The sequence below is a fragment of the Nocardiopsis camelliae genome (assembly GCF_028993595.1).
Classification (GTDB): Bacteria; Actinomycetota; Actinomycetes; order Streptosporangiales; family Streptosporangiaceae; genus Nocardiopsis; species Nocardiopsis dassonvillei.
On record NZ_CP118614.1, the window covers coordinates 5135979 to 5162441 of the forward strand.

Annotated in this window: 23 protein-coding genes; 11 read left to right on the forward strand and 12 right to left on the reverse strand. The window is 74.9% G+C overall.

Annotation, left to right across the window (positions count from 1 at the left end):
• Positions 1-162 precede the first annotated feature (162 nt).
• Both PV789_RS22395 and dctA read left to right on the forward strand, forming a co-directional pair.
• Complete coding sequence (locus PV789_RS22395) at positions 163-993, forward strand: NAD-dependent epimerase/dehydratase family protein (RefSeq protein WP_274974416.1); 831 nt, start codon at positions 163-165, stop codon at positions 991-993.
• Positions 994-1420: 427 nt separating this feature from the next.
• Entirely contained in the window at positions 1421-2950 is a 1530-nt protein-coding gene (gene dctA / locus PV789_RS22400; RefSeq protein ID WP_274974417.1) for a C4-dicarboxylate transporter DctA, read from the forward strand.
• A gap of 217 nt (positions 2951-3167) precedes the next feature.
• On the opposite strand, the gene PV789_RS22405 is transcribed toward dctA, so the two are convergent.
• Together PV789_RS22405 and PV789_RS22410 are read right to left on the reverse strand one after the other, a co-directional pair.
• Positions 3168-3737 (reverse strand): hypothetical protein, encoded by a 570-nt coding sequence (locus tag PV789_RS22405; protein ID WP_274978213.1) that lies wholly within the window; start codon positions 3735-3737, stop codon positions 3168-3170.
• Positions 3738-3742: 5 nt separating this feature from the next.
• Positions 3743-5068, reverse strand: coding sequence for an MFS transporter (locus PV789_RS22410; RefSeq protein WP_274974418.1), 1326 nt, complete (start codon positions 5066-5068; stop codon positions 3743-3745).
• Positions 5069-5138: 70 nt separating this feature from the next.
• Between PV789_RS22410 and PV789_RS22415 the strand changes: the two genes are divergently transcribed.
• The 3 genes from PV789_RS22415 (at position 5139) to PV789_RS22425 (ending at position 8777) form a co-directional block, all read left to right on the forward strand.
• A complete protein-coding gene (locus tag PV789_RS22415) occupies positions 5139-6134 on the forward strand; it encodes a GlxA family transcriptional regulator (RefSeq protein WP_274974419.1) in 996 nt (331 codons plus the stop codon).
• Between the two features lie 245 nt (positions 6135-6379).
• On the forward strand, positions 6380-6988 hold the full coding sequence (locus PV789_RS22420; protein ID WP_274974420.1) for a hypothetical protein: 609 nt from the start codon (positions 6380-6382) through the stop codon (positions 6986-6988).
• Positions 6989-7253: 265 nt separating this feature from the next.
• Positions 7254-8777: a vWA domain-containing protein gene (locus PV789_RS22425; protein WP_274974421.1), complete on the forward strand. Its 1524-nt coding sequence runs from the start codon at positions 7254-7256 to the stop codon at positions 8775-8777.
• Between the two features lie 185 nt (positions 8778-8962).
• Here PV789_RS22425 and PV789_RS22430 read toward each other — a convergent pair whose 3' ends face one another.
• The 6 genes from PV789_RS22430 to PV789_RS22455 form a co-directional block, all read right to left on the reverse strand.
• Positions 8963-9448 (reverse strand): YciE/YciF ferroxidase family protein, encoded by a 486-nt coding sequence (locus PV789_RS22430; protein ID WP_274974422.1) that lies wholly within the window; start codon positions 9446-9448, stop codon positions 8963-8965.
• A 72-nt stretch (positions 9449-9520) separates the two neighbouring features.
• Positions 9521-10303: a putative hydro-lyase gene (locus tag PV789_RS22435; protein WP_274974423.1), complete on the reverse strand. Its 783-nt coding sequence runs from the start codon at positions 10301-10303 to the stop codon at positions 9521-9523.
• Positions 10304-10431: 128 nt separating this feature from the next.
• The gene (locus PV789_RS22440) at positions 10432-11358 is read right to left on the reverse strand and encodes a 5-oxoprolinase subunit C family protein (protein ID WP_274974424.1); all 927 of its coding nucleotides are present in this window, start codon (positions 11356-11358) and stop codon (positions 10432-10434) included.
• Between the two features lie 86 nt (positions 11359-11444).
• Positions 11445-12062, reverse strand: a complete 618-nt coding sequence (locus tag PV789_RS22445; RefSeq protein ID WP_274974425.1) for a 5-oxoprolinase subunit B family protein — start codon at positions 12060-12062, stop codon at positions 11445-11447.
• 46 nt (positions 12063-12108) lie between these two features.
• Positions 12109-12876: a LamB/YcsF family protein gene (locus tag PV789_RS22450; RefSeq protein ID WP_274974426.1), complete on the reverse strand. Its 768-nt coding sequence runs from the start codon at positions 12874-12876 to the stop codon at positions 12109-12111.
• Between the two features lie 113 nt (positions 12877-12989).
• Entirely contained in the window at positions 12990-14240 is a 1251-nt protein-coding gene (locus PV789_RS22455; RefSeq protein WP_274974427.1) for an NRAMP family divalent metal transporter, read from the reverse strand.
• Between the two features lie 346 nt (positions 14241-14586).
• Between PV789_RS22455 and PV789_RS22460 the strand changes: the two genes are divergently transcribed.
• From PV789_RS22460 to PV789_RS22470, 3 genes are all read left to right on the forward strand, one after another.
• Positions 14587-15297, forward strand: a complete 711-nt coding sequence (locus PV789_RS22460; RefSeq protein WP_274974428.1) for a GntR family transcriptional regulator — start codon at positions 14587-14589, stop codon at positions 15295-15297.
• Between the two features lie 193 nt (positions 15298-15490).
• Positions 15491-16075, forward strand: coding sequence for a class I SAM-dependent methyltransferase (locus PV789_RS22465; protein ID WP_274978214.1), 585 nt, complete (start codon positions 15491-15493; stop codon positions 16073-16075).
• A 113-nt stretch (positions 16076-16188) separates the two neighbouring features.
• Positions 16189-16977 carry an aminotransferase class IV family protein gene (locus PV789_RS22470; RefSeq protein WP_274974429.1) on the forward strand — a complete coding sequence of 263 codons (789 nt, stop codon included), beginning with the start codon at positions 16189-16191 and terminating at the stop codon, positions 16975-16977.
• A 104-nt stretch (positions 16978-17081) separates the two neighbouring features.
• Here the strand turns inward: PV789_RS22470 and PV789_RS22475 are convergent, their stop codons facing one another.
• From PV789_RS22475 to PV789_RS22485, 3 genes are all read right to left on the reverse strand, one after another.
• Positions 17082-19262 carry an MMPL family transporter gene (locus PV789_RS22475; RefSeq protein ID WP_274978215.1) on the reverse strand — a complete coding sequence of 727 codons (2181 nt, stop codon included), beginning with the start codon at positions 19260-19262 and terminating at the stop codon, positions 17082-17084.
• Between the two features lie 213 nt (positions 19263-19475).
• Positions 19476-20987, reverse strand: coding sequence for an SDR family oxidoreductase (locus PV789_RS22480; RefSeq protein WP_274974430.1), 1512 nt, complete (start codon positions 20985-20987; stop codon positions 19476-19478).
• Positions 20984-21481: a DUF4383 domain-containing protein gene (locus PV789_RS22485; protein WP_212643113.1), complete on the reverse strand. Its 498-nt coding sequence runs from the start codon at positions 21479-21481 to the stop codon at positions 20984-20986. The genes PV789_RS22480 and PV789_RS22485 overlap by 4 nt, the downstream gene beginning before the upstream one ends.
• Positions 21482-21572: 91 nt before the next feature.
• Between PV789_RS22485 and PV789_RS22490 the strand changes: the two genes are divergently transcribed.
• Positions 21573-22580 (forward strand): MerR family transcriptional regulator, encoded by a 1008-nt coding sequence (locus tag PV789_RS22490; RefSeq protein ID WP_274974431.1) that lies wholly within the window; start codon positions 21573-21575, stop codon positions 22578-22580.
• Here PV789_RS22490 and PV789_RS22495 read toward each other — a convergent pair.
• Entirely contained in the window at positions 22546-23781 is a 1236-nt protein-coding gene (locus PV789_RS22495; protein WP_274974432.1) for a lycopene cyclase family protein, read from the reverse strand. The two genes, PV789_RS22490 and PV789_RS22495, sit on opposite strands and share 35 nt — an antisense overlap.
• A gap of 59 nt (positions 23782-23840) precedes the next feature.
• Between PV789_RS22495 and PV789_RS22500 the strand changes: the two genes are divergently transcribed.
• Positions 23841-24668, forward strand: coding sequence for a class I SAM-dependent methyltransferase (locus PV789_RS22500; protein ID WP_274974433.1), 828 nt, complete (start codon positions 23841-23843; stop codon positions 24666-24668).
• A complete protein-coding gene (locus PV789_RS22505) occupies positions 24655-26295 on the forward strand; it encodes an FAD-dependent oxidoreductase (RefSeq protein ID WP_274974434.1) in 1641 nt (546 codons plus the stop codon). Before PV789_RS22500 ends, PV789_RS22505 begins: the two co-directional genes overlap by 14 nt.
• Positions 26296-26463: the final 168 nt, after the last annotated feature.

A 26463-nucleotide genomic window follows, 5' to 3' on the forward strand; every position in this document is an offset into this window, starting at 1 on the left:
TGAAGCGGGCGGGGGCTCAGGGCTCGGCCGCCGATCGCGCGGGCCCCTCCGAGAGGGCCGCGTCCGAGGACAGGGGAGACCGCGCCGGATTCAGACGAACGCTTATGCACACCAGCGTTCTGGCTATGTTCCGTCCGACACCCGGCTGGTGGACTGGGGGACATGACCACACAACACGTCCTCGTCACCGGCGGCACCGGCATGACCGGCCGCCGCGTCACCCGCCTGCTGCGCGAGCGCGGCGCCGACGTCCGGGTCGGCTCCCGCTCCGGTCGGCCCCGCTTCGACTGGCACGAACCCGCCACCTGGGACGCCGTCCTGGAGGGGGTCGCCTCCGTCTACCTGTGCTACCACCCCGACCTGGCCTTTCCCGGGGCCGACGAGGCCGTCGCCGCGTTCGCCTCCCGTGCCGCACGGAGCGGCGTCCGGCGCGCGGTGCTGCTGTCGGGCCGGGGCGAGGAGGGGGCCGAGCGCGCGGAGCACGCCGTGCGCGGCGTGTTCCCCGACCTGACCGTGCTGCGCTGCTCGGTCTTCGCGCAGGACTTCTCCGAGAGCTTCCTGCTCGGGCCGGTCCTGGAGGGCACCGTGGCCCTGCCGGTGCCGGACGTGCCCGAGCCGTTCGTGGACCTCGACGACGTCGCGGAGATCGCGGCCCGGGCGCTGACGGAGGACGGGCACGCCGGTGAGCTGTACGAGCTGACCGGGCCCCGGGCACTGACTTTCACCGAGGCCGCCCGTCTGATCGGTGGGGCCGCCGGGCACCCCGTCGCCTGCCTCCGGGTCACGCCGGAGGAGTTCGTCGCCGGGGCGGTCGCCGCGGGGCTGCCCGGGGAGGTGGCCCGGGGGCTGACCGGGCTGTTCGGCGAGATCCTGGACGGCCGCAACGCCGAGCCCGCCGACGGGGTGGAGAAGGCGCTGGGCCGCCCGGCCTCGGACTTCGCCGAGTACGTCCGCCGGGCCGCGGCCGCCGGGGCGTGGAACCGCCCGGCGTGAGGGTCCCGGCACGGGGGCGCCCGGCACAGAAGGGAGCAGCGCACAGGGGTCCGGCACGAGGGCGCTGAGCGCGGGGGCGTCGGCGCGGGGGCGCCCTTCCAGGGCTTGTTCGCGTTGTGAGCCCGTTACCGGAACGGTTGCCCTCCGTTACCGCCAGCCGACCCGGAGGCCGACATCAACGCAGGTCAGAGCACCCCGGACACATGGACAGGCCGACCGCCCCCGCCACGCCCCTCACAGGGAGCCACCGGACCCGGCGCACACCCGGACGGACGAACACCCTCCGTGAATAGAAATACGCAGCTCTGCCACCGAAAGTGATCAAATGTCAGGTAAACCTTAAGTTTCCCCCTCGTGGGTTGGCCGTTACGCGCCTGCGGCGTGAAGGTTCCTGTGACCCGCTACACAGGACCTGGAGGAGAAGGCCATGCCGAGTCCCGGACGCGCCGCCGCCCCCGGGCAGAGTGCCGACGAGGCACCGCCCAGGCGCAAGAAGCCCATCTACCGTCACCTGTACTTCTGGGTGCTCGTCGGTATCGCGCTCGGCATCGCCGTCGGTCTGCTCTTCCCGACCTGGGCCGCGGACATGCGCTGGCTGGCCGACCTGTTCATCAAGCTCGTCAAGGTCGTCATCGCCCCGACCATCTTCTGCACCGTCGTCGTGGGCATCGCCGGTCTGGGCAACCTGGCCAAGGCGGGCGGGCTGGCCCTGCGCACCCTGGTGTACTTCACCGCGCTGACCGTGATCGCCCTGGCCATCGGCCTGATCACCGTCAACATCATGCGTCCGGGCGTGGGCCTGAACGTGTCCTTCGACGAGGCCGACGCCGCGGACACCATCGCCGAGGCCGAGGCGGGCGGAACCGGTTTCTCCGGCTTCATCCTCCACATGATCCCCGACTCGTTCTTCTCCGCGTTCGTGGACGGCGAGCTGATCCAGGTCCTGGTCCTGGCCATCCTGGTCGCCTGCGCGCTGACCATGCTCGGCAAGCGCGCCGAGCCCGCCGTCCGCGCCCTGGACACGATGTCGCACATCATGTTCGGCGTCATCAAGATCGTCATGTACGCGGCGCCCGTCGGCGCCTTCGGCGGCATGGCCTTCACCATCGGCGAGTACGGCGGCCAGGTGCTCAGCAGCCTCGCCTACTTCATGCTCAGCTTCTACGTCACCTGCGTCCTGTTCATCGTCGTCGTCCTGGGCGTCGTCAGCCGCCTGGCCGGGTTCAGCCTGTTCCGCCTGGTGCGCCTGATCCGCGACGAGCTCCTCATCGTGCTGGGCACCTCCTCCAGCGAGTCGGTGCTGCCGCGCATGATGACCAAGCTGGAGGCCGCCGGCGCCAAGAAGTCCGTGGTGGGCCTGACCATCCCGACCGGGTACTCCTTCAACCTGGACGGCACCGCGATCTACATGACCATGGGCGCCATCTTCATCGCCCAGGCCACCGGTTCGGACATCTCCGTCTGGACCCAGGTCGGACTGCTGCTGTTCATGCTGCTCTCCAGCAAGGGCGCGGCGGGCGTCAGCGGCGCCGGTCTGGTGACCCTGGCCGCCTCGCTGGCCGCGTTCGGCGACGTGATCCCGCTGGCGGGCATCGCGCTCATCGTCGGCATCGACCGCTTCATGTCCGAGGGCCGCGCGCTGACCAACCTCATCGGCAACGCCGTGGGCACCCTGGTCATCGCCCGCTGGACCGGCGGCCTGGACCGCGAGCGCCTCGCGCACACGCTGAGGAACCCGAACAGCATCGACATGGACGCCCTCATGAGCTACGACAGGCCCGCCGAGGGGGCCGACGGGGCCGCGGAGGCCTCCGGCACGGCCGGGGGCGACGGCTCGGACGCCGAGGCGACCGCAACGGCCGACTCCGACCCGGCCGACGGGGACGTGCGGACCGCCGACTCCTCCGGCGGGGAGGACGGGGACCGGCGCACCCCCGTGGGCGCGCCGCGCGGCTGACCCCGGGCCGCGGCGCCCGAGCGCGGTCGCGGCTCGCCGCGGTCGGCGGCCGGTCCGCCCCGCCGACCGCGGCTCCGGACCGCGGGCCGGACGCTCCCAGCCCGTCCCCCGGCCCGCGCCCGGTGCCCGTACGCCTCCCGTCCCCCGTACGGGCACCGGTTCCCACCGCCCCGGACGGACCGCCGGGTCCGTCCGGGGCGGCCCGCGTCCGGGGCGGTCACCCCCCGGCCGGTCCGCGCCTCAGGTAGCGCACCCAGTTCACCGCGACGCCGCCGACCGCGGCCGGACACGCCGCGAGGATGAGCGAGGACAGGATCCACTCCCGGGAGCCGTCGGGGCCGTAGACGCGGTTGGCGGCCCCCGCGTCCACGGAGGGGATCCGCGCACCCTCCCGGCAGGTGTCGCGTCCGGCCGCGTGCAGGTAGACCCCGCGCGGCTCTCCTCCCCCGGCGCTGGTGAAGGTGCCGTTGCAGACGCACGACTCGTGCCCGGGGTGCTGGACGCACGTGAGGCTCGACGCGGTGAACACACCCGGCACGCCCTCACCGCGCGCCGCGCGCAGCCCCTGTTCCAGTCCGGAGAACCCCACGTAGGCCACCACGGCGACGAGGACCATCAGGACGACGGAGAACTGCGGTGACGGGCGCCGGGCGCTCCGGGCGGCGCGGCCCCCGCCGAACCCGCCGCCGTCCGAACGGGCGTGGCCGGAACCGGCGGCGCCGTGGTCGTTGTCGGAGGTCTCGGCGCCACCGCAGATGTCAGCGTCCCCCATACCGGTGTCCCTCATGCCGGTCACGCCCTCTCCCGCTCGTCGTCACTCACCCCTGCGGACCCCTCGTCCGCGAGGTCGGCGCCCGTGCCGCGCGGCAGGTTGAAGGCCAGCAGCCCGGCGACGGCGCACAGGGCGGCGGCCATCAGCCACACCGGGCCGTAGCTTCCGCCCACGTCACGCGTGAAGCCGCCGAAGACCGCCATCACCCCCGCGCCGACCTGGTGGACGGCGTTGACCCATCCGAAGACGATGGCCCCGTCCGCGCCGAAGACCCGACGGCACAGCAGGATGGTCGGGGGCACCGTCGCGACGTCGAGCAGACCGAACACCACCACGAAGGCCACCATCGCCGCCCCTGTGTCCGGGCCCAGCAGCGCGGGCAGCGCCGCCAGGAGGGCGCCCCGCCCCGCGTAGTAGGCGACCAGGAGCGCACGCGGGTCCACCCGGTCGGTGAGCCACCCGGACAGGACCGTCCCCACCAGGGAGAACACACCGATCGTCGACACCAGCGCCGCGGCGACCGTGACGGCCATCCCGTGGTCCTGCGCGGCGGGCACGAAGTGGGTCCAGATGATGCCGTTGGTGGTCGCGCCGCACACCGCGAAGGTCCCCGCCAGGAGCCAGAACCGGCGGCTGCGCACCGAGGAGGACAGGACGTCCACGGTCCGGCGCGCCGCCCCCCGGTCCGCCCGGGGCCGCTCCACGAAGACCGGGGAGCCGTAGGGGCGCTGCCCCAGATCGGCCGGGTGGTCACGGAGCACAAGGGCGACGAGGACGATCATCACGCCCGCCGTCAGGGCCAGGGTCACGAGGGCCGGACGCCATCCCTGGTTCTCGACGATCCACGCCAGAGCGGGCAGGAACACCATCTGCCCGAAGGCACTGGCCCCGGTCAGGGCGCCGATGACCAGCCCCCGGCGTTCGACGAACCAGTTGTCGGTCACGGTGGCGGCGAACGTCATCGCCAGGGACCCGGTGCCCGCGCCGATGAGCATCCCCCAGTAGAGGGTGAGCTGCCAGGCGGTGGTCATGACGGTGGTGAGTCCGGCGCCCGCCACGACGGCTCCCAGAGCCACCAGGGCGACGCGGCGGATACCGAACCGGTCCATCAGCGCGGCGGCGAACGGAGCGATCAGACCGTAGACGACCATGTTGACCGAGGCCGCCGTGCCGATCGTTCCCCGGGACCACCCGTACTCGGCGTGCAGGGGATCGGTCAGGATCCCGGGCATCGCGGCGAAGGCCGCCGCGGCCACGATGGTCAGGCACGAGACCAGTGCGATCGGCCACGCGCGGTGGAACGGGGTACGTGCGGGCTTCCCCGCGGAAGCGGTGTTCTCGACCATGGCCCCAGCCTCCTTCGCGGGCCCCTCCCCCGACAGTGTCCCGAAAGACAACATGCGCAAGAATCGGGCCATGAGGATCTTCTCGCGTCCCGACCGCCACCGCGTGGCCGTCCTCGTCCGCGACGGCCTGCTGCCCATCGAGTCGGGCATCGTCCACCGCCTGTTCGGCCAGGCCCGGGGCGCCGACGGGGAGCCGCTCTACGAGGTCGTCACCTGCGCGCTGGAGCCGGGGGAGGTCAGCACCGACGCCGACTTCACGATCAACGTGGCCCACGGGCCGGAGGCCCTCGACGAGGCGGACACGGTGATCCTGCCCGCCGCCGACGAGGACTACGGCGAACGCCCGCACGCACCCCTCGCACCGGCTCTGGCCGCGGCCGTCGCGCGCATCCCGCCGACCGCGCGCGTGGCCTCGATCTGCACCGGTGCGTTCGTGCTCGCCGCGGCCGGGCTCCTGGACGGGTGCCGCGTGACCACCCACTGGAAGTCGGCGGGCTACTTCCGCGCCATGTACCCGGGCATCGACCTGGACCCGGACGTGCTGTACACCGACAACGGGCGCGTGCTGACCGCCGCCGGGGTCGCCTCGGGCATCGACCTGGGCCTGCACATGATCCGCGTCGACCACGGCGCCGCCGTGGCCAACGAGGTGGCGCGCAGTACCGTCGTCCCGCCCCACCGCGACGGCGGCCAGGCCCAGTACATCCGCCGTCCCGTGCCCGCGCCGGAGCGCGCCGCGACGGGCCGGGCGCGCGCCTGGGCCCTGGAACACCTGCACCTCCAGCCGGGCCTGCGGGAGATGGCCCTCCAGGAGTCCATGAGCGTGCGCACCTTCACCCGCCGTTTCCGCGACGAGGTGGGGCTCTCGCCCGGCCGGTGGATCGCCCAGCAGCGCCTGGACCGGGCCCGGCAGCTACTGGAGGAGTCGGACCTGCCGGTGGACGGGGTCGCGCACGAGGCGGGCTTCGGCACGGCGGCGTCGCTGCGCCAGCACATGCACGCCGAGCTGGGGGTGTCCCCCAGCGCCTACCGGCGCACCTTCCGGGGCGCACCGGACGCGGTCTGAACCCGTCCGGGGCCCGGAACCCCTGACCGGGGACGCGGGCGGCGGACCTCCCCCAGCGGGGGCGCCACCGGGGATCATCGGTACGGCACGCGGAACCGGGCGCGGGACGGACCCGTGCAAGGGCGGGGCGCGGGCGCGGAAACGCCCGTGGCCGCGCGGTCCGCGGCGTGAGGGGGCCCGGAACGGGTAACGGGGAACCGTGGGTTCCGCGCCCACGCCCCGCCCCTCACCCCGGAAGGCCCCCCGTGAAGCTCTACGCCGAGTACCCCGTGCGCGCGTTCCTCCAGTTCGCCTCCGACCTGCTCGCCGCCGCCTGGGTGTACGCGTGGGTCGGCGCGGCGCTGGCGCTGCGCGAGACCCTCATGGCCCTCAGCCGTCCCGGCGAACTCATGGTGAGCACGGGCGAGGGCTTCAGCGAGCACATGAACGCCGCCGCCGAGCAGGCCCGGAAGGTGCCCCTGGCCGGGGAGGCCCTGTCCACCCCGTTCACCAGCATGAGCGAGACCGGCGAGTCCCTCACCTCCGCCGGGGTCTCCTTCCAGGAGACGGTGGCCTCGCTCGCGCTGGCCCTGCCGCTGCTGACCGCCGTGCTCCCGCTGCTGCTGCTCGCCGCCACCTGGTTGCCCCTGCGCGCCCGGTGGGTGCGCCACGCCAGCGCCGCCAAGCGGCTGCGCGGGCTCACGCCCGAGGCCCGGTCCCGGCTGCTGGCCCTGCGCGCCCTGACCTCGGCCTCCCCGTCCCGGCTGGCCGGCACCCACGAGGACCCGGCGGGCGCCTGGCGCTCCGGTGACCGCGGGGCCGTGGACGCGCTGGCCGCCCTGGAGCTGCGCCGTCTGGGCCTGCGCCGGATCTGAGGCCCGCCGCACCCGACCCCGCACCCCGCACCCCGCACCCCGCACCCCGCACCCCGCACCCCGCACCCCGCACCCCGCACCCCGCACCCCGCACCGACGAGGGTCGTCCCGGCCCCGCGTGGCGGCGGACCCCGTCCCGGTCCCGGCCGGGTGGCGGGCCCGGCCGCGCGGCCCGGAGATGGCCCCATCCGGCCACTCCGGACCGCGCGAACGTCGTCGCCGCTTCCTAGGCTGGATGGCCACACTCCCGATCCCCGGAGCACGCATGCACCTGACAGCGCTGTTGGACTTCGACGCCGTCCCCCGGGACACCGACGACGCCGTGTCCGTCCTGGTCGACATCACCGCCCCCGCACGCGAGGAGGACACCGGGCGCCCGCCCGCGACCCTCCAGGTCGTGCTGGACCGGAGCGGGTCCATGGGCGGAGGACGCCTGGACGGCGCGGTGCGCGCGCTGCTGTCCCTGGTGGAGCGGCTCGCGCCCTCCGACAACTTCGGACTCGTGTCCTTCAACGACCAGGCCCGCGTCGAGGTGCCCTGCGGGCCGCTGGAGGACAAGGCGCGGGTGCGCCGCCTGATCTCCGGGCTGCACGCGTCGGGGGGCACCGACCTGTCCAGCGGGCTGATGCGCGGTGTGCAGGAGGCCCGCCGCGCCGGAGCCGACCGGGGCGCCACCCTGCTGCTGATCTCCGACGGGCACGCCAACCAGGGCGTCACCGACCACGACCTGCTCCGGCAGGTGGCGGCCGACGCCTACTCCCACGGGGTCACCACCACGACCCTGGGATACGGCCTGGGCTACGACGAGGAACTGCTCGGCGCGGTGGCCGACGGCGGCGCGGGCAGCGCCCTGTTCGCCGAGGACCCCGACACCGCGGGCGGCCTCATCGCCCAGGAGGCCGAGTACCTGCTGGCCAAGACCGCTCAGGCCGTGTCGCTGCGGGTTCCGTCCGGTCCGCTCCTGCGCGCCGTCTCCGTGGTGGGCGAGATGCCCTCCCACCGGCTCGCGGACGGATCGGTGGTGGTCGAACTGGGCGACTTCCACTCCGGGGAGCGGCGCCGCCTGCTGCTGCGCCTGGAGGTCTCCGGGTTGTCCGCGCCGGGCACCGTCGCCGCGCTGGAGGTCACCTACGCCGACCCGGTCACGCTGGCCAGCCGCACCGTGTCCCTGCCCGTCGAACTCGGCGTGGTCGCGCGGGACGCGGCCGACGAGCGGGTGCCCCGGCCCGAAGTGCGCGCCGAGGAGGTCCTCCAGCGGGCGCAGACCGCCAAGAGGAGGGCCAGCGAGGCCATGCGGCGGGGCGACCGCTTCGGCGCCGCGGGTCTGCTGGAGGAGGCGCGGACGGACCTGGCCGACCACATGCCGGAGGCGCCCGCCGGTGCCTCCGGTGCGCCTGCGGCGGCTCCGCCGCCGGAGGTGCTCGCGCAGATGGAGGAACTGCGGCGGATGGCGGGGATGACCCGGTCCGGCGACGCCTCCCGGGTCTCCAAGTCGCTGTACGCGAGCCAGGCGGGCTACTCGCGCAAGAGCGGCCGTCAGCGGCCGGGGGCCGCACGGGACGGCGGGCAGCGGACCGGAGGGGACGGGGACCGGGCGGAGCAGGACCCGACAGGCGGGGCCCGGGACGGCGCTTCCGGTCCCGGTCAGGGCCCCGGTCCGGAGGCCGGGGGCGGCGGCCCCGGCCGGCGCTCCGGTCGCGGTCGCCGCGGTCGCCTCATCCGGGGCCAGCAGACCGACGGCGGACGCCCCACCCCCGACGGGGGCGCCCCTCCCCCGAGGGAGCCCTGAGGCGGCACCGCCCGGGTTCCGGGCGCGGCCGGGAGAGCAGTCGGGAACGGCGCGCCGGGAGGGACGGCGCGGTATCCACCGGGTCGGGCGCGGCCGGGAATCGTCCCGCCACGCGGACGCCCCGGGGAGGCGGTGCCTCTCCGGGGCGTCGGGGTGCCGTCGCGCGGGCCCGGCCCGCGGCGCGGTCAGCGTTCGGCGTCGGCCAGCGCGGTGCGCACCGCGCCCGGGAGCTTCTGCTCCAGGAAGCGGGCCATGTCCTCCTCCTGGTGGAGGATGGCGGTCAGCTTGAGGGCGATCTGCTCCTCGCCGAGAGCGCGGGCGCCCTCGATCAGCGCCCGGTAGGAGGCGATCTCGAAGTGCTCGGCGGCGTAGTCGGAGAGGGCGTTCTTGACCATGGTGTCGCCCGCGGGCTTGTTGGCCATGCCCTGCACGGAACCCATCATCCCGGCCAGGGCGCTCTTGACCTTGGACACGCTGCCGCCCAGGGCCTCGATACACCCCTTGACCGTCTCGGCCTGCTGACGGGTCTCATCGATGTGCCGCGTGATGCGGGCGTGGACCTCGGGGTCCTTCTCCGCGTCCTTGGCGTGCCTCTCGAGCGTCTCCTCGAGGGACTTCTCCATCGAGTAGGCGTCGTTGAGCCAGGCGATCAGCTGCTCGCGGCTGTTCACACCGTTCCCCTTCGTTCGTCGTGTCGCTCAGGCCTGGGCCCGCGACTACCCCCGGGGGTCCGGCGACAAACGTCAGGGCACCTGGTAGGAGGAGTCGCGCACGTCGGTGATCGCCATGTGCCCGGGGGCGTGGCCGATGGCGAACTCCGGGGCGGAGGCCGTCACGGCCGCCTGCGGGGTGACCCCGCACGCCCAGAAGACCGGGATCTCGCCGGGGCGCACCTCCACCGCGTCGCCGTAGTCGGGGCGGTCCAGGTCCTCGATGCCCAGCGCGGCCGGGTCGCCCACGTGCACGGGGGCGCCGTGGACCGCCGGGTAGCGCGAGGTGACGCGCACCGCGTCGGCCACCCGGTCGGCGGGGATCGGCCGCATGGAGACCACCAGCGGACCGCTGAACCGGCCCGCGGGGCGGCAGGGCCGGTTGGTGGCGTACATGGCCACGTTGGTGCCCGCCTCGATGTGGCGCACCGGCACACCGGCCTCCAGCAGGGGCGTCTCGAAGGTGAAGCTGCACCCGATGAGGAAGGCCACCAGGTCGTCGCGCCACAGGTCGGTGACGTCGGTGCGCTCCTCGACCATCTTCCCGTCGCGGTAGACCCGGTAGGCGGGCAGGTCCGTGCGCAGGTCGCCGTCGAAGACGGAGGCGTCCACCTGCCCCGGCTCGGTGACGTCCAGGACCGGGCAGGACTTGGGGTTGCGCTGGGCGAACAGCAGGAAGTCGAAGGCCGCCTCGCGGGGCAGCGCGATGAGGTTGGCCTGCGCGTAGCCCGCACTGTAGCCGGAGGTGGGGACGCGCATGCCGTCGCGGAACAGCGCGCGGGCCTGGGACGGGGAGAGGTCGGCCGGAGAGGTCATCGGTGCTGCCTTTCGTTCCGGGTGGGACGGACGGGCGGTGTTCCCGCGCGGCGCGGCGGCCCGCTTAGGTGCGCAAGCCCGGTCCGCGGTCGTTTCGGGGCCCCGCCGCTCCGGCGGGGCCCGGCCGGTCAGAGGGTGAAGCGCAGGCGGGTGCCGGGGCGCGCCTGGGCCGCCCTGGGCAGGTCCGCCGAACACACGACGGCCACCACCGGGTAGCCCCCGGTCACGGGGTGGTCGGCCAGGAACAGCACGGGCTCCCCGCCCGGCGGGATCTGGAGCGACCCCGCGACCATGCCCTCGCTGGGCAGCTCGCCGGAGCGGGCGCGTTCCAGGACCGGGCCGGACAGCCGGGCGCCGACCCTGTCGCTGCGCGGGGTGACCTCGTAGGCGGACGACAGCAGCGTGCGGACGGCCTCCTCGGTGAACCAGTCCTCGCGCGGGCCGAGGACCACCCGCAGGACCTCCTCGGGTCCGCCGACGGGCGGCACGGGGGCGTGGTCCGCATTCGGGAATTCCGCGGGCGCGGGCCCGACCGGCAGCAGGGCGCCGGGCACGAGCAGGTCGGGTCCCAGCCCGGCCAGGACGTCGGTGCTGCGCGAACCCAGGACCGGCGGGACGTCCACCCCGCCGCGCACGCCCAGGTAGGAGCGGAGTCCGCGGTCGGGCAGGCCCATGGCCAGCTCAGCGCCGTCGGGCAGGTGCAGCACCGTGTTGGCGGCGGCGCCGCGCCCGTCCGCCCGCAGCGGGGCCTCGGCCCCGGTGACGGCGACGGTCACCGGCCCGCGGGCCCGCACGCGCAGCCCGCCCAGGGTGGCCTCCAGGGCGGCGGCCCCCGGGGGGTTGGCGAGCAGGCGGTTGGCCAGGGCGTAGGAGCGGGCGTCGGCGGCGCCGGAGCGGCCCACGCCCAGGTCGGCGTGGCCGAAGCGGCCCGTGTCCTGGACCGTGGTCATGGGCCCGGTGGCCACGACCTCCAGGGCCGACCGCCCCCCACCGGCGGTCGGGGCGTGCGTCGCGGTCGCCTCGCGCGGTTGCGCCACCGATCCCCGACCCGACACCGCGTTCCTTCCCCGTCCCTGTCCCTGCCGCTGTTCCCGCCCCTGTTCGCGGGCGGGTTCCGTCCGTGCCGGTCCGACACGCGTACTCATGAGGCCTCCGCGTCGGTGAAGCGCACGCGCACCCCCGGCCGCAGCAGGCCGGGCGGGTCGCGGTCCAGGTCCCAGATCGGGGCCTCGGTGCGGCCCAGCAGCTGCCACCCCCCGGGGGAGCTGCGCGGGTACACCCCCGCGAACTCCCCCGCCAGGGCCACCGAACCGGCGGGCACGCGGGTGCGCGCCTCACCGCGCCGGGGCACGTTCAGGCGCGGGTCGTCGCCGACCATGTAGCCGAACCCGGGCGCGAAGCCGCAGAACGCGACCGTCCAGGTGGCGCTGGTGTGCGCCTCGACCACCCCGCGCGGGGTCAGGCCGGTCAGTTCGGCGACGTCGTCGAGGTCCTCGCCGTCGTAGAACACCGGGATGGTGACGGTGTCGCCGGAGTCCGGTCCGCTCCCGGGTGCCAGCGGCAGTCCGGTGACCGCGGCGGCGACCCCGTCGGGGTCGGTGCCGGGTTCGATCCGCAGCAGCAGCGTGCGGGCGGCCGGGACGACGTCGGTGACCCCGGGGATCGGCCTGGCCCGGAGCGCGGCGCGCAGCGCGATCACCTCGGCGAGGTCGGCGACCTCCACGAGCACACCGCTGTCGGCGCACGTCAGGACACGCACGGCGCCTCCTCGGCGGGGGCGGTGGGCCCCACCCTCCCGGCAGGGGTCACGCGGCCTCCCCGGTGAACGGCGCGAGGGTGACGCCCTCGGCGCGCAGCCGGTCGGCCACGGCCCGGGCGATGTCCACCGCGCCGGGGCTGTCGCCGTGCACGCACAGGGAGTCGGCCTCGATGACGATCCGGCTGCCGTCCACGGCCTCGACCGGCTCGCCGTGGGCGATGCGCAGGCAGCGCTCGGCGATGGCGGCCGGGTCGTGCAGGACGGCGCCGGGCTCGCGGCGCGAGACCAGCGTTCCCTCCGGGGTGTAGGCGCGGTCGGCGAAGGCCTCGCGGTGCGTGGGCAGCCCGGCCTCCTCGGCCAGGCGCAGGAACTGCGATCCGGGCAGGCCCAGCACGGGCATGGCCGGGTCGAACTCGCGCACCGCGGCGACCACGGCGGCGGCCTGCTTCTCGTGGTGCACGATCGTGTTGTAGAGGGCGCCGTGCGGCTTGACGTAGCGGATCCGGTCCCCGGCCAGGCGGGTGAACGCCGACAGCGCGCCCATCTGGTAGACCACCTCGTCGGTCAGCTCGGCGGGCGGCACGTCGAGGAAGCGGCGGCCGAACCCGGCGAGGTCGCGGTAGCCCACGTGCGCGCCGACGGCCACTCCCCCGGCCGCCGCGTCGAGCGTGGTGCGCCGCAGCACGGACGGGTCACCGGCGTGGAAGCCGCAGGCGACGTTGGCGCTGGTCACGATGGACAGCAGTGCCTTGTCGTCGCCGAGTTCCCAGCGGCCGAAGCTCTCGCCGAGGTCGGAGTTGAGGTCGATGCGCAACGTCGGTGCTCCTCGTTCTTTCGTGTTGCCCCTTGCGGGGTACCCCTACCCCGCCCGGGTGGCGGTCCGGGCGGGGCGGGGGCGGGGGACGGTGGCCGGGCGTGCCGTGCGGGCTACTGCCAGAGGTCGGCGATGCCGCCCAGGGAGCCGATGGCCATGTACACGGTGAGCGCCCAGGCGGCGACGCCGATGACGATCAGCCAGCGCGGGTAGCGGTACCCGCCCAGCAGGTCGCCGGAGCGGCGGGCCGCGACCCACAGCAGGATGCCGAGGCCCACCGGCAGGATCACGCCGTTGAGGGCTCCGGCCAGGATCAGCAGCGTGTTCGGGGCCTGCCCGGACAGCAGCAGGATCGCCAGCGAGACGCCGATGAAGACGGTGACCAGGAGGCCCCGGCGCTTCTCCAGCCACGGGTGGAAGCTCGTGACGAAGGAGATCGAGGTGTAGGAGGCGCCGATGACGGAGCTGACCGCCGCGGCCCACAGGATGACGCCGAACAGGCGCACGCCGACCTCGCCCGCCGCCTGGCGGAAGGCCTCAGCGGAGGGATTGGCGGACGCCAGGATGTCGGCGCCGCCCGTGACGACGCCGAGGATGGCCAGGAACAGCACTACGCGCATGACGCCGGTGACGATGATGCCGGTCACGGAGGTCTGCGTGATGGCGCGGACGTTCTCGCGCCCGCCCTGGCCCGCCTCGACGAGGCGGTGCACGCCCGCGTAGGTGATGTAGCCGCCGACGGTGCCGCCGATGATGGTGACGGTGGCCAGGAAGACGTCCGCGCCGAACCGCTCGGGCAGGACGGCCTGGCGCAGTGCCTCGCCGACCGGGGGCTGGGACACGACGGCCACGTAGACGGTCAGCGCGATCATGGCCACGCCCAGCACGATCAGGACGCGGTCCAGGGCCGCGCCCAGCCTCTTGACGGCCAGGATGACCACGGCCAGGACCGCGGACAGGGCCGCGCCGAGTTGGGTGTCGAACCCGATCATGGCGTTCAGGCCCAGGCCGGTGCCCGCGAGGTTGCCGACATTGAAGATCAGGCCGCCGAAGACGATGAGCGCGGCCAGCAGGTAGCCCGCGCCGGGGACGACCTTGTTGGCCAGGTCCTGGGCTCGGGTGTTGGCGACGCCGATGACGCGCCAGATGTTCAGCTGGACCGCGATGTCGACCAGGATCGAAATGAGGATGGCGACCGCGAAGGTCGCGCCCAGTTCAGCGGTGAACGTGGTGGTCTGGGTGATGAAGCCGGGGCCGATGGCGCTGGTGGCCATGAGGAACATCGCACCGAGCAGGCTGCTGCTGATCGCGATCCGCCCGACGCGGGGGCGCACCTTCGGGGGTGCGGGGGGTGTGTCACCCATGGGTCACTCCAAGGGGTCCGGATGCGGGTCGGTGACGCGACAACCGACCGCGCCATCGTTGGATTGTTGAACGATACTTCAATCCAACGAGACAGGTAAAGATCCGGTATGTAAAAAACCCAGGTCACCTGTGTTGCAGGAGGGTCTCTTCGCCCCGCCTTACCCAGGAGAACCGTTGGAGGAACCTCCGAAAGGGGCGTCCGCGAGCCCGTGGGCGGAGCCGCGCGGGGCCGCGCCGCGGTCCACCGGTCCGATGAACCGACTTCTGTGGGCTCCCCGCCCTCCCGGGAGTGCTCCGCGTCAGTGACAATGAAATAACAGACGCCAGTCCCCTTAAGGAGCACCTGTGACGGCCACGGACGCCCGCACCGACCGGACCAGCGGCCGCACGCGCCTCCTCCCCCCGCTGCCCACGCAGGCCGAACGGGTCGCGGAGCTGCTCCGCGAGTCCCTCATCGACGGCGTGTACCCGCCGGGACAGCGCCTGTCGGAGGAGCGGCTGTGCGAGGAGCTCGGGGTCTCCCGCAACACCCTGCGCGAGGCGTTCCGACTGCTGGTGCGCGAGCGGCTGCTGGTGCACCAGATGCACCGGGGGGTGTTCGTCGGCCTGCCGACCAGCGAGGACGTCCGCGACCTGTTCAAGGCGCGCCGCTCCCTGGAACTGCCCGCTCTGCGGGGGTCGGCGGCCCCGGACGAGGAGGCGGTACGGCTGGTCGGGGCGGCCGTGGACGAGGGCGAGGCCGCGCGCGGACGCGAGGACTGGTGGCGGATGGGAACGGCGAACATGCGCTTCCACCAGGCCGTGGCCGGGCTGGCCGGGAGCACGCGGGTGAACGAGTTCATGAGCCAGGTGCTGGCCGAGACCCGGCTGGTGTTCCACGTGATGGACGCGCCCCGGGAGTTCCACGCCCCGTACCTGGACTGGAACCGCAGGATCCACACCCTGCTTGCCTCCGGGGACGCGGCCGGGGCGGCGGACGAGCTGACGACCTACCTGGAGACCTCGGAGGACCAGCTGGTCACCGCGTTCACCGCCATGGAACGGCAGCGGGGCTGACCGCGGGGCGGGCGGCGGGCCGCGCCCCCGCCGGTCGCGCCGGACGCGCGGCGCGGCGGCCCTCCCCCTCCCCGCAGCCGGACGGACCGCCCTTCCGAACAGCGGGAACACCCCCCGCAGCCCCTCCGACGGGGGGTGAAGGGCCCGCGCCGGAGAGCCGTCCTACCTTGAGGCCATGACGAAATACGCGTGGATGTACCGTCTCGGCCTCACCCCCTGGGAGCGCTACGGCGCCGCGGGCGGGACGGCGCAGCTCGGCGCCCTGCTCGACCGCGAGACGCGGGCGCGTGCGACCGGCCCCGGGCGGGCGCTGGACATCGGCTGCGGACGCGGGCAGTTCACCCCCGAGCTGGCCCGGCGCGGCTGGGAGGCGGTGGGCGTCGACATCGTGCCGGAGGCCGTGGAGGCCGCCCGCCGCAGGGGCCCGGCGGAGGTCTCCTACGTCGTCGGCGACGTGACCGGCCTCGAATCCTCCGGCCTGGGCGCCTTCGACCTCTTCCTCGACATCGGCTGCTTCCAGGGCCTGGACGCGGACCAGCGGGCCGCGGAGGGGCGGGGGGTGACGGCCTTGGCCGCGCCGGGGGCCGCCCTGCTGATGCTCGCCTTCGGCCCGTCCCGGTACCGGCGGCTCGTCGAGGGCGTCGCGCAGGCGGAGATCGAGGCCGCGTTCCCGGGGTGGGAGCTCCTCACGGCCGAGGACGCGGGGACCGACGGCCTGGGATGGCCGATGAACCGGACCTCACCGCGGTGGTACCGCTTCCGCCGCACGACCGGCTGACACGGGCCCCGGCGGCCGGGTCCCGACCCGACCGGCGCGGTGCGCCGCCCGACCCGGTTCCGGTGGGGGAAACCCCGATGGCGCGGATACCGGAATGCCATGATGGACACCTCATGGAACTGAACGGACGCCCCGTCAGCACCGGGGAACTCGCGGGCCTCGCCCTGTACGGCTACGGCCACTTCACCACCATGCTCGTCACCGACCTGCGCGTCCGCGGCCTCGACCTGCACATGGAACGCCTGAGCAACGACTGCCGCACCCTCTTCGGCGTCGAACTCGACATCCCCCGGGTCCGCGAGCTCGCCCGGCGCTCCGCGCGCGCCCACCCCTCCCCCTCGGTGGTCCGCGTGACCGTCTTCGACCCCCACATGGACCTGGGCCGGCCCTCCGCCCGCCAGCTCCCGCAGATCCTCGTCAGCACCCGTCCCGCGCCGGAGAACGCCTCCCCTCCCCCGGTCCGCCTGGGCACCCGCCTCTTCACCCGGGACACCCCGCAGGTCAAGAGCACCGGCCTGTTCGGAGCGCTCCGCCAGCGCCGCGCCGCCCAGTTGGACGGCTACGACGACGCGCTGTTCATGGGCGTGGACGGCCGCGTCTCGGAGGGCCCCACCTGGAACATCGGCTTCCTGGACGGCGGCGGCCTGGTCTGGCCGCAGGCCCCCTGCCTGCCGGGGGTGACCACGGCGCTGGTCAGCCGGGCCGCCGAGAACCTCGGCATCCCGGTCACCACCCGGCCGATCGCCTCGGCGGCGAGCACCCGTACGGCGGGCGCGTTCATCACCAACGCCACCGCGGGCGTGCGGCCGGTGGCCGCCATCGACGGCGTCCACCTGCCGCAGGCCGCGCTGGTGCGCAAGTTCGCCGCGGCCTACGCGGACCTGCCCGGAGACGCCCTGTAGCGGCCTCCGGAGCGCGCACACGCCCCGCCCCGCCCCGCCCCGCCGTGTGCGCCCGACGAGCGCGCACGACGGGCCGGGTCCGGGGTTACGGGGCCGACGCGGCGTCAGCGCCCGGCGGGTTCGCGCTCCTCGGCGTTCTTCGGGGCGCGGCCCGCGCGCCCGGGCCACCACACGCGGGACCCGACGTCCAGGGACAGCGCGGGCACCAGCACCGTCCGTACGAGCAGAGCGTCCACCAGCACGCCGAACGCCACCAGGAAGGCCAGCTGGAGCAGGAACAGCAGCGGGATCACCGCCAGGGCCGCGAAGGTCACGGCCAGCACCACCCCGGCGGAGGTGATCACACCGCCGGTGACGGTCAGCGCGCGCAGCACGCCCTCGCGGTGCCCGTGCAGCAGCGTCTCCTCACGCGCCCGGGACATGAGGAAGATGCTGTAGTCGATGCCCAGCGCCACCAGGAACACGAACGCGAACAGCGGCACCACCGGGTCCGCGCCGGGCAGGCCGAGCACGTGCTCGAACAGCAGCGTTCCCACGCCCAGCGCCGCGGCGAAGGACAGGACGTTCACGGCCATCAGCAGCAGCGGCGCCACCAGGGAGCGCAGCAGCGGGATGAGCACGAGGAAGACCACCACGAGCACCAGCGGCACCACGACCACGAAGTCGCGCTGGGCGGTGTCCAGGGTGTCCAGGTCGGTGGCGCTCACCCCGCCGACCAGGGCGTCGGCGCCCTCGACGGAGTCCAGTTCGGTCCGCAGGTCGCGCACCGCGTCCACCGCCTCAGCCGACTCGGGGCCGACGGTGAGGACCACCTCGACCAGCACCCGGCCGTCCTCCACCAGGGGCGGCAGGTCGGCGCCGGGCGGGCCGGGCTCGGTCACCGGCGCGGCCCCGTCCACGACGGGCAGGCGTTCGGCGGCCCGGACGACCTCGTCCAGGTGGTCGGCGTCGGCGACCACCAGGGCGGGGGCGGCGCTGGCGTCGGAGCCGAAGCCCCGGTCGAGCGCCTCCTGGGCGTCGACCGCCTCCACCTCGGTGCGGAAGACCTCGGCCTGGCCGGTGCCCCCGGCGTCGAACTGGGGCGCGAACACGGCCGCGGCGGCCAGGACGGCGGTGGTGACGATCCAGTACAGGCGCGGCCTGCGCGAGACGGTGGTCGCCAGGCGGCCCCAGAACCGGTGGCTGGCCACGACCTCGTCCAGGGTTCCGTCCGTCCGGCCGCCGCTGTGCGGGGCCACGGGCCAGAAGGCGGCGCGTCCGCACAGGGCGAGCACGGCGGGCAGGAAGGTCATCGCCGAGAGCAGGGCCGCGACGACGCCGATGGCCACCACGGGGCCGAGGCTGCGGGTGGAGGCCAGGTCGGCGGCGAGCAGGCAGAGCAGGCCGAGGATGACGGTCCCGCCGGAGGCCAGGACCGGACCGGTCACGCCGCGCACGGCGGCCGCGACGGCCTCGGGCACGCGGTCGCGGACGGCCAGTTCCTCGCGGTAGCGGGCCACGAGCAGCAGCGCGTAGTCGGTGCAGGCGCCCACGACCAGGATGAACAGGATGCCCTGGCTCTGACCGTTGAGGCTGACCAGGCCGGTGTCGGCGGCCAGGTAGACCAGTGCGCCGGACAGGCCGAGCGCGAGGAGGCAGGCGAGGATGACCAGCACCGGCAGCAGCGGCGAGCGGTAGACGGCCACGAGGATGATCAGCACGGCGGTGATGGCCACGATCAGCAGCGTGGAGTCGATGCCGCCGAAGGCCGCGGCGAGGTCGGCCGCGAAACCGGCGGGACCGGTGACCTGGACCTGGAGCCCCGGCACGGGGTCGTCGGCCAGCACCGCGCGCAGGTCCTCGACCGCGTCTCCGGTGTCGGCGGCCGGGTCGAGCAGCACCACGAACTGGGCGACCGAGGGGTCCTCGGTGCCGGGGATCGGGCCGACGACGGAGCCGGAGACCCAGGGCTCCCCGCCCACGCGCTCGGCGACCGCGGCGATGTCGGCGAGTTCGCCCTCTCCGAGCGCCTCGCCCCCGTCCTCCCCGGCGTCCTCGCGCGAGTAGACGACGACGGCCGGGACCGCCTCCTCCCGGTCGAACTCCTCGGCGATCCCACTGACCTCGGTGGACTCGGCGCCCACCGGCAGGAACGCGCCCGGGTCGTTGGTCTGCACCTCGCCGAGCCTGCCCAGGAACATGCCCAGGGGCCCGGCGCCCGCCAGCCACACCAGGGCGACCAGCAGGGCCGCTCCGATCCACCAGCGCGACCGCCTGGCAGGTGGTCTGCCGTTGTCCTTGTCCACGTTCGGGATCCCTCTCACACCGTCAGCTTGCTCGAAATTTGAGCATCTCGCTTTTCGAGTTACTTTCGGCATGACCCTACCCCAGTCCGCTCCCGCCATGCGCCCGCCCCCGCCCGGCGCGGATGTGTCCCCCGTCACCGCCCGTCGGCGGTGCGGTCGGGCGCGAACGCCGTCGGCCCCGGTCCGCGCGGACCGGGGCCGGGGAGGCGGGTGTCAGCGGCGCGCGTGCGCCCCCCGAGGGGCCGCGCGCTTCGAGGACGCCCGTTCCCGGGAGGCCTGTTCCGCGGCCGCGACGATGTTGTCGGCCATCGCGCCGAACACGACCCCGTGGAAGGGCGTGACGGCCTTCCAGTACAGGTGCCCCAGCAGGCCGCGCGGGTGGAAGAGCGCGCGCTGGCGGTAGACCGTGCGTCCGCGCACGCGGGCCACGCCCAGTTCGAGCCAGGCCGGTCCGGGCAGGCGCATCTCCGCCCGCAGCCGCAGCAGCTCGCCGGGGACGACCTCCTCCACCCGCCAGAAGTCCAGGGAGTCGCCCACCCGCAGCCGCTCCGGGTCGCGCCGCCCCCTGCGCAGGCCCACCCCGCCCACGGCCAGGTCGATCCAGCCGCGCGCGGCCCAGGCCAGCGGCCAGGAGTACCAGCCGTGTTCGCCGCCGATGCCCTCGACGACCCGCCACACCGCCTCCGTTCCGGCGTCGACGTACCGCGCGCGCACGTCGGTGTAGAGGCTGCCGCCCGCCCAGGCGGGGTCGCTCGGCAGGGGGTCGGACGGGGCGCTCGGCCAGGCGGCCGAGGACCAGCGGGTGTCCACCCGCGACTCGTCCACGCGGCGCAGGGCCAGCTCCACGGCCCGGTCGAAGCCGATCCGGTCGTGGTCGTCCAGCAGTTCGGACAGGTCGTCCTCGCCGACGACCGCGTCGTGGCGCAGCGACTCCACCAGCGGCCGGGCGATCGCGGGCGGCACCGGCGTGACCAGGCCGACCCACAGGCTGGACAGGCCCGGCGAGAGCACGGGGACGGGGACGATCAGCCTCCTGGCGATCCCCGCCGCCCCGGCGAAGCGCTGGATCATCCGGGCGTAGGAGAGCACCTCCGGGCCGCCGATGTCGAAGGTCCGGTTGGTCCCCTCCGGGAGTTCGGCGCAACCGACCAGCAGCCGCAGCACGTCGCGCACGGCGATCGGCTGGACGCGGCTGCGCACCCACCGGGGCGTGGTCATCACCGGCAGGCGCTCGGTGAGGTGGCGCAGCATCTCGAAGGAGGCCGAGCCGGAGCCGAGGATCACCGCGGCGCGCAGCACGGCGGTGGGCACGCCCGACTCCAGCAGGATCCGGCCGACCTCCTCGCGCGAGGCCATGTGCGCCGACAGGCCCTCCCCGTGCGGCGCCAGTCCGCCGAGGTAGACCAGGCGGGTCGTGCCCGCCTCCCGCGCCGCGCGGGCGGCGTTGCGGGCGGCCCGGGCGTCGGTGCCCGCGAAGTCGCGCCCGCCCGACATCGAGTGGACCAGGTAGTAGGCGGTGTCGATGCCCGCGAACGCCTCGGCCAGGCCCTCGCCGCTCACCGCGTCGCCCCGGACCACCTCCACGCGGTCGCGCCAGGGCTGGTCGCGCAGCTTGTCCGGGGTGCGCGCCAGACAGCGGACGCGGTGCCCGGCCGCGAGCAGCTCGGGCACCAGGCGCCCGCCGATGTAGCCGGTGGCCCCGGTGACCAGGACGGACTGACTCATCCGGTCGCACCGACCACGCCGTGGCGGCGCTCGCGTCGCCGCGCGCGCCTGCGGCGGTACGGGTTGTCCTCGGGCAGGCCGCCGCTGACCCGGCCGTACATGCCGAAGGTCATCACCATGATCCCGACGACGAAGCTGAAGATGACGTTGGGCATGGAGAAGGCCAGGATGTTGGGCCCCGCGCTCATCAGGTAGAGGTTCACGAGTCCGCTGGCCACGAACCCCACGCCCACCACAGTGCAGACGGTGGAGGCGAACGAGCCGCCCAGCACGGAGGCGCCCAGCAGCAGTGAGCCGATCGCGACGGACACGAAGCTCAGCGCGCCGTTGGTGGACAGGCCCGCGATGACCTCCCCCTGGGTGTCGAAGAGCGGGAGCCTGACCACCAGCCCCGCGATGCCGAAGCCCATGAGTACGAGTCCGGTGAGTCCGGCGCCGACACGGTAAACCACGCTGAGACGGCGGTCGGCCGGGCGCCTGGTGTCCAGATCCATGGTGCTGCCCCTTCCGGTGTTCTCCCAGCTAGAGTTCTACGCGTGTGGTGCGCGACACAAGACGCACCGCTTTCGCAACGCTTGGGGCGCCATGGCCGACGCACTGACCCCCGGGGCGACCGCGCGTCTGCTCGGGGTCTCGCCCTCCACGCTGCGCAGTTGGGACCGGCGCTACGGTGTGGGGCCGCGCGAGCGCAGCCCGGGCGGGCACCGCCGCTACTCCCCCGCCGACGTGGCGCGCCTGCGCGAGCTGTGCCGCCTGGTCGGCGAGGGCCTGTCGCCCGCCTCGGCGGCGGAGTGCGTGCTGGACCCGGCCCGCGGGGGTTCGGCGTCCGCCGCCGCGCCGCGCGTTCCCCGGCAGCGGGGCGCGGGGGTCGGCCGGGAGGAGACGGAGTCCTCCGGGGAGGGAGCGGAGGCCCCCGGGAGGCGCGCACGGTCCCGCTCGCGCCCGGGCGGGGACACCCTGCCGCTCGGTCCGGCCGGGCCCACCCTCCAGGGGATCGCCCGCGCCGCCATGCGCATGGACGCCGAACTCGTGGAAGCACTGCTGGAGGAGGCGCTGGACGAGCGCGGCGTGGTGGCGGCATGGGAGGACCTGGCGATGCCGCTGCTGTACGGGATGGGCCGCAAGTGGGAGGACACCCGGCGCTACGTGGAGGTGGAGCACCTCCTGTCGTGGTGCGTGTCCTCGGCGCTGCGCCGCGTGGCCGCCCCGGCGGACACGGACGCGGCGGGCCGTGCCACGGTCCTGGCCTGCGGCCCCGGCCAGATGCACAGCCTTCCGATGGAGGCGCTGGCCGCCGCGCTGCGCGAACGGGGCGTGCCTCGCCGGGTGCTGGGGCCGTGCACGCCCGTGGCGGCGACGGTGCGGGCGGTGCGCCGCACGGGTCCGCGCGCGGTGGTCCTGTGGTCCCACGCCGGGAACGCCGACGACGTCTCGGCGCTGCGGGCCGCGGTGCGCGCGGCGGCGGAGTCGGCCCAGGCCACCGCCGTGTACACGGCCGGACCGGGCTGGCGGTCGCTGGGCGCGGCGCCGGGCCTGTCCGCCGGGCACCTGGGCTCGCTCACCGACGCCGTGCGGACCCTGGCCCCCGGCTGAGGCTGTTCGCGTCGGCCCCGGCACCGGCCCCGCGCAGCGCGTACCACGCCTGGTCCAGGCTGGTCAGCGACATGGCCGCGACCGGTGTGCTCAGGCCCATCGCCAGTTCCCGGGACAGGCGCGAACCGCCGTCCAGGAAGGCCAGCACGTCCCCGAGGCGGTTGGCCGCGAACAGCCCGGCGAAGAACTCCGCTCCCCGCACCCGCCCCGTGTCCAGGGCCCGCAGCATGACCGCGTCCATCGCCAGGTGGCGGCGCCGGTGGGGCACCGGCGGCACCGGGACCCGCCCCCGGGCCAGCGCCCGCGCCACCGCGGCCGTCTGTCGCCGCACACCGCTGAACGTGTACCCGGTGGAGGGCCGGGTGGCGCCGCCCGCCGTCCCCACCCGGAACACGCGCCGCCCCGCGCGGGGCCGGAACCGCGCGTCGGTCATCGGGATGACGCCCTGCTCGGCCGCGGTCACCTCCACGTCCCCCAGCCCGAGCAGACCGCAGTAGTCCTTGAGCGCGCGCTCGTACTCGGGGGTCGTGAGCGCCTCGCGGCCGAACTCGGTGTACTCCACCAGCGCCTCGCGCGACGACAGCGGCAGCACGTAGCCGAAGGCCACGCCGTTGGCGGGCTGGGGAGGGCGCAGGTCCATGAGCACCGCCGAGGCGGGGTCGAAGGCGTCGTCGGGCGTGCGCACGAACCAGCCGCGGAAGTGCTGGAGCAGGTGCGTGCGCCCGCGCGGGGCGGGCCGGGGCGGACGCGAGTCGAACACCCACGAGGCGGTCAGCGCACGCTCCCCTCCCCCGGGTCCGGTGCCCCGCACCACGGCGTGCTCGGCGCCGTCGGCGACCCCGGTGACCAGCACCGGGAGCTGGTCCACGTGTTCACCGGCCGAGGCGCGCACGTGCGCGTCCACGTCGGCCGACCGCAGCATCTTGTACACGTAGGGCGCCGCCGAGGAGTCGTGGGAGGCCCCGTCAGGCCCCACCACGGACAGGTCCTCCCAGCGGGCGGCCAGCAGGTGGTCCCACGGCCCGCCGTCGGGCTCCCAGAAGCACCAGGTGCGGGGCGGAGGGGTGTGCGGTCCGGGGGGCGGTTCGACCAGGGCGACCCGCAGCGGTCGGCCACGTCGGTCATTGACCCCGCGGAGCTGGTGGGCCAGGGTGAGCCCAGCGGCTCCCCCGCCGATGATCGCCACGTCGTAGTCGGCCATGCCCCCAGCATGCACGGGAAGGGCCGCGCCCGCACGCGAACACCCCCCGGGAGGAGAACGTGGACACCACGACGCACGCCATGAAGGACGGCGCGGTCACCGACGAGTTCGACCACGCCGCCGGAGCCTACGACCGGCTCGTGGGCGCCAACCCCGGCTACCACGCGCACCTGCGGGTCTCCGCCAGGCGGCTGGGCCTGCCCTGGGACGGCACGGGGCTGCGCCTGCTCGACCTCGGGTGCGGCACGGGCGCCTCCACCGCCGCCCTGCTGCGCGCCCTGCCCCGGGCCCGGATCGCGGCCGTGGACGCCTCGCCCGGAATGCTGGAGGCGGCCCGCGCCAAGCGGTGGCCGGAGTCCGTCTCCTTCCACCGGGCCAGGGCCGAGGAGCTGACCCCCGAGTGGGCCCGGGAGCACGTGGGCGGTCCGGTGGACGCGGTGTTCGGCGCCTACCTCATCCGCAACTGCCCCGACCCCGACGCCCTGCTCGCCTCCGTGCGCGCGCTGCTCAAACCCGGCGGCCGCGTCGTCCTGCACGAGTACTCCGTGGCCGACTCGGTGTCGGCGCGGGCGGTGTGGTCGGCGGTGTGCTGGGGGGTGGTGATCCCGGCGGGCAAGGCGCTGACCGGCCGGGCGGACCTGTTCCGCTACCTGTGGCGCAGCGTTCTGGAGTTCGACGGCCGCGGCGCGCTGCTGGACCGGATGCGCCGCGCGGGCCTGGAGTCGGTGGCCAGCGCGCCGCTGCCCGGCTGGCAGTACGGGGTCACGCACACGTTCGTGGGACGGCGCCCGAACGGCGATTCGAGCGGCGCCCTGGAGAGCGCTCTGAACAGCGTTCGCAAAGGCGCTCCGAACAGCGCTCCGGGAGGCCGCGTTGACGAGCTCTGACGGCGGGGGGCGCCCCGGGGCGCGCCCCGCCTCCGACCGGTCCGGCCGTCCCCCCGGCGTCCGCGACCCCCTGGCCGAGGCCGTCCCGCCCGCCCCGCCGACCGGCCCCGCGACCGCCGGGAGGCCCCGCGCCGTCGTGGTCGGCGGCGGCATCGCCGGGCTGGCGGCGGCCTGCGCACTGGCCGAGCGGGACGTGGACGTGACGGTGCTGGAGCGCGAACCCTCGTTCGGGGGGCGGCTGCGCGGTTGGGCCACGACGCTCTCCGACGGTTCGCCCGCGACCATGACCCGCGGGTTCCACGCGTTCTTCCGGCAGTACTACAACCTGCGCGCCCTGCTGCGCCGCGGCGACCCCGGGCTCGACGCGCTGGTGCCGCTCACCGACTACCCGCTGGTGCACCGGGACGGGCCGCGCGACCGCTTCTCCGGGCTGCCCGCGACCCCACCGTGGAACGCGGCCGTCCTGGCGGCGACCAGCCCCAGCTTCCCGGCGCGCGACATGGCGCGGGTCAACCTGCCCGCGGCCCTGCAACTGTTCGACGTGGACGTGCCCGGCGTGTACGAGCGGCTCGACCACCTCAGCGCCCGCGACCTGCTGGACGCGGTGCGCTTCCCGCCCACGGCACGGCACCTGGCCTTCGAGGTGTTCACCCGCAGCTTCTTCTCCGACCCCGGCGTGCTGTCGGCCGCCGAACTCGCGCTGATGTTCCACGTGTACTTCCTCGGCTCGTCCGAGGGTCTGGTGTTCGACGTGCCGGGCTCGCCGTTCCCGCAGGCGCTGTGGGACCCCCTGGAGCGCTACCTGGCCAAGCGCGGGGTCCGGCTGCGGACCGGCGTGCTGGTCGAGGCGGCGGACCGGGCACGCGAGGGCGGGGAACCGGAGCGCCGGGAACCGCGGAGCCGGTTCACGCTGCGCGGGCGCACGGCCGGGGGCGAGGCCTTCGAGGAGGGCGCGGACGCCGTGGTGCTGGCCGCCGACCCCGCCGGAACCCGCGACCTGGTGGCGGCCTCGCCGGGACTGGGCGGGCCGGACTGGCGCGGCCGGGTGGCCCGGGTGCGCACGGCTCCCCCGTTCCTGGTGTCGCGCTACTGGCTGGACCGGCCCGTGCGCCCGCACCGGCCCGCCTTCCTGGGCACGGCGGGCTACCCCACCCTGGACAACATCAGCGTGCTGGAACGGTACGAGGACGAGGCCCGCGAGTGGTCCCGGCGCACCGGCGGGTCGGTGGTGGAGCTGCACGCCTACGCGCTGGAGGAGGGGTGCAGCCCCGAGTACGAACGGGACCGGCTCCGGGAACAGGCCGAGTCCGTCTACCCGGAGCTGCGCGGGGCCCGCGCGGTGGACGCCCGGCACGAACTGCGCGCGGACTGCCCGCTGTTCGCGCCCGGCAGCCACCGGGACCGGTGCGGGGTCACCACACCCGACCCGTTCGTGACGGTGGCGGGCGACCACGTGCGCACCGACCTGCCCGTGGCCCTCATGGAACGCGCCGCCACCAGCGGTCTGCTCGCGGCCAACGCCCTGCTGGCGCGGTGGGGGCGGCCGGGGCACACGGTGTGGACCGTGCCCCGGCGGGGCCGGTCGGCGCCGCTGCGGGCGCTCGCCCGGTGGTCCAGGACGTCCTAGGGAGTGTTCCGCGGAGGCTTTCGGATCCGCGAGCGGCCGTCCGGGCAATCTCTCGCAAGACGGTTCGCGCGGGTCAGCCTGGTTGGCTTTTCAAGCGAAATCGGCGCAGCGAGAGGCAGCCCGGTGGTCGCGAGCCCGAAATGATCCGAGGAACACGACCTAGCGGCC